The following is a 2,934-nucleotide window of genomic DNA, read 5'->3' on the forward strand; positions in this document are numbered from 1 at the left end:
AAGTAGAAAGAAAAAGGGAGTTGCGGTAACAACCCTCTTTCACACGAGCCGCCAAATCCATGGTGGTACAAATCATATCAACAAAAAAGTCACTACAACCTGTCCAGAGTTAGAGGCGGCTTTTTTGTTTGCTTTCTTATTTTCTCCACAAATCGTGGAATGCCGCTATCATCTCTTTTAAGACATAATGTTTTTCTATCTAAAATATTATTCTAAGCCTTATATCTAGATACACCATCTAAATAAGTTTCACTCAAAGTCATGTCTGGATTCAAAACAATGAAATCAGCTGGCTTATCTGGCTTAATTGAACCACATTTATCAAGCTTATTAATTGAACGAGCTGGTACATATGAAGCCATCATAATTGCATCTTCAGGAGTAACAACGTTCCAATCAACTATATTCTTCACAGCTTGCTTCAACAATAAGATACTACCTGCTAAGTTATCGCCGTCTTTTAAGCGAGCCATGCCATCTTTTACATAAACTGGCAATTCGCCTAACATGTAATCACCATCTGGCATGAGTCCTGCTTGCATACAGTCAGTAATCAAACAAATATGTTCTGGACCCTTAGCACGTACCAAAGCTCTAACAGTTGGTTCCAATACATGGTGGCCATCGCAGATCAATTCATCAGTTACCAAGCGAGCAGAATATGCAGCACCAAGCAAGTTAGGAGCATGTTGTGACATTGGTTCCATACCGTTATAAGTATGACAAAACATAGTAGCACCTGCTTCGACACATGCAATAGCATCCTTATAATCTGAAGCTGAGTGTCCTAATGCGATGATGATGCCATCTTTGACCGCTTGACGAACGAATTCCTTAGAGCCCTTACGTTCTGGAGCCATTGACATCTTAATTAGCATCCCATCTGAAGCTTTTTCATAACGGCGAAGCTCTTCGATTGAAGGATCACGCATGTACTTAGGATTTTCGGCACCAGCATGTTTAGGGGTAAAGTAAGGTCCTTCAAAGTGTAATCCTTGAATTTTGGCACCAGTTTCTTCACCCTTATGTGCTGCATATTTCTCACAAGTTTCGATTAAATGTTCATCACTATCAGTAATTGTAGTTGGCAGCCATGAAGTAACCCCTGCTTGGAGTAAACCTTCAGAAATCTTGTTAATTCCTTCCCAGTCACTCTTCATGGAATCTTCATTAACTAAACCGTGAATATGAGTATCCACTAATCCAGGAGCGATCCACTTACCAGTGTAATCAACAATCCTGCCTTCTGGTTTTTCATCTTCTGGATAGTAAAAACCAAATTTTCCGTGATCATCAACTTCTAAATAACCACCAATTTCAGTTTTGTTTTCCAAAAAGAATTTATCTGCATGAATGAAATATGTCATCTTTTTTCTCCTCATATTATTCATTATATTGCTTAGATCTATATACAAATTTATCTCCGCGAGCGAGTGCCTGCGTAAACTCGATCGGGATGTTTTTATCATTTATTGCTTTACGATTAATTTTTAAACTAGCCGTGTTTTCCTTAACGTGAAGAAGGTTAGACTCTTCCTTAGTTAAATTGACTGCTTGCACATCTTCGAATGCTAAAACACTAATTTGATGATATTTCTTTTTCAAGATTCCATATAAAGTCCCTTGATTCAAATCTTCTAGTATTAAATTAGAAAAAATCTTCTCTGGCAAATAGGTGCGGTTATACACTAACGGCTCGCCATCAGCGAGGCGCAATCTGATCAATTCGTATGCTTGATCATTTGGCGCAAGATTTAATTGCAGTGCAATTTCTTTTTCTGGTTTACACAATTTAAGAGAAATATTCTTAGTAGATATTTCCTTGCCTTCGCCTTCCATCTGGCTGCTAAAAGAATACATGCTACCTAGGTTTGGTTGCTTAATGAAAATCGGTGCGACAAAGGTGCCCTTACCGTGCAGACGATAAATCAAACCTTTTTCTTCTAATTCATTAAGCGCCAAACGCACAGTGCTTCGACTCACCTTGAACATGTCAACTAATTCTCGTTCACTAGGAAGCTTCTGATTAGGTTGATAATCTTTTTTGATATGTGAAGCCAGTTGGTTCATCAATTCTTTATAAAGTGGGCTTTTCATTTACTCACCTTCTAACTGGTTAGTACCACTTCAAGTAAAATTATATATCATGAAAAGGCTTTCTATAAAGTGGTTATAACCAGTTATAAATATTAATAATGAAAAATTTTTCCAAACAAAAAACCTTCGTTTTTCAGGACATACCCGCGCATTAACTGCGAAACGAAGGGATTGACTTCTCATCTATATATTACTATATACGGTTTAATTATCCCACCGAAATCCAAATTTCCATACCAACAAATATTTTTATCAAAAACACAAATATTATTTCCAACTTTATCGGTCCCAATTATTTTTAAATTATTAACTTCATCTTGAAAATCATCTGCCACTTTATTGGGTAATTCGAGTGTTATTTGACATTTACTAGTCAAGGAAGTCAATTGATTCAAAAAAATGGGTGTAATATTTGATTTTCTTAAGTCACCGCCATATTCATTAAAATAATGTTGACCCTGTTAGCTCTATATTACATGACTTTTGTTTAATTTAAGACAATAAACATTTTGTTCATTTAATTGAGCAAAAATCTAAAATATAAAAGTTTGATTAAACACTTTTATTACTTAAAGCAAAAAGACCTGCATGAATACTCAACTTCTAAAGCTGGGCTTCATTACAGGCCTTTTGTTAGTACTCTGATGCTGAATGGCAGAATCGAACTGCCGACCTTCTCTTTACGAGGGAGACGCTCTACCAACTGAGCTAATTCAGCAACCTCACAACACTAGAATTATACCAAAAGTGTGGATTCCATGCAATTAGGAAAGCATATTTCATCTAGTGATGTGATTAGATTGCAGTATATTTTAAATTTAATTAAAAAAATGCTAT

Annotated in this window: 3 protein-coding genes and 1 tRNA gene; 1 reads left to right on the forward strand and 3 read right to left on the reverse strand. The window is 36.0% G+C overall.

Annotated features, from left to right (window positions below; all coding sequences use genetic code 11):
* Positions 1–181 (forward strand): hypothetical protein (locus HMPREF0518_RS10435; protein WP_211204996.1); only part of this gene is annotated, 181 nt, incomplete at its 5' end.
* Positions 182–212: 31 nt separating this feature from the next.
* Here the strand turns inward: HMPREF0518_RS10435 and nagA are convergent.
* The 3 genes from nagA to HMPREF0518_RS05605 all read right to left on the reverse strand — a co-directional run bounded on the left by nagA (position 213) and on the right by HMPREF0518_RS05605 (position 2,815).
* On the reverse strand, positions 213–1,367 hold the full coding sequence (nagA, locus tag HMPREF0518_RS05590; protein ID WP_020829034.1) for an N-acetylglucosamine-6-phosphate deacetylase: 1,155 nt from the start codon (positions 1,365–1,367) through the stop codon (positions 213–215).
* Positions 1,368–1,383: 16 nt separating this feature from the next.
* On the reverse strand, positions 1,384–2,097 hold the full coding sequence (locus HMPREF0518_RS05595) for a GntR family transcriptional regulator (protein ID WP_003626963.1): 714 nt from the start codon (positions 2,095–2,097) through the stop codon (positions 1,384–1,386).
* A 645-nt stretch (positions 2,098–2,742) separates the two neighbouring features.
* Positions 2,743–2,815, reverse strand: a tRNA-Thr gene (locus tag HMPREF0518_RS05605).
* Positions 2,816–2,934 lie beyond the last annotated feature (119 nt).

The sequence above is a fragment of the Lactobacillus helveticus DSM 20075 = CGMCC 1.1877 genome, from assembly GCF_000160855.1.
Taxonomy (GTDB): Bacteria; Bacillota; Bacilli; order Lactobacillales; family Lactobacillaceae; genus Lactobacillus; species Lactobacillus helveticus.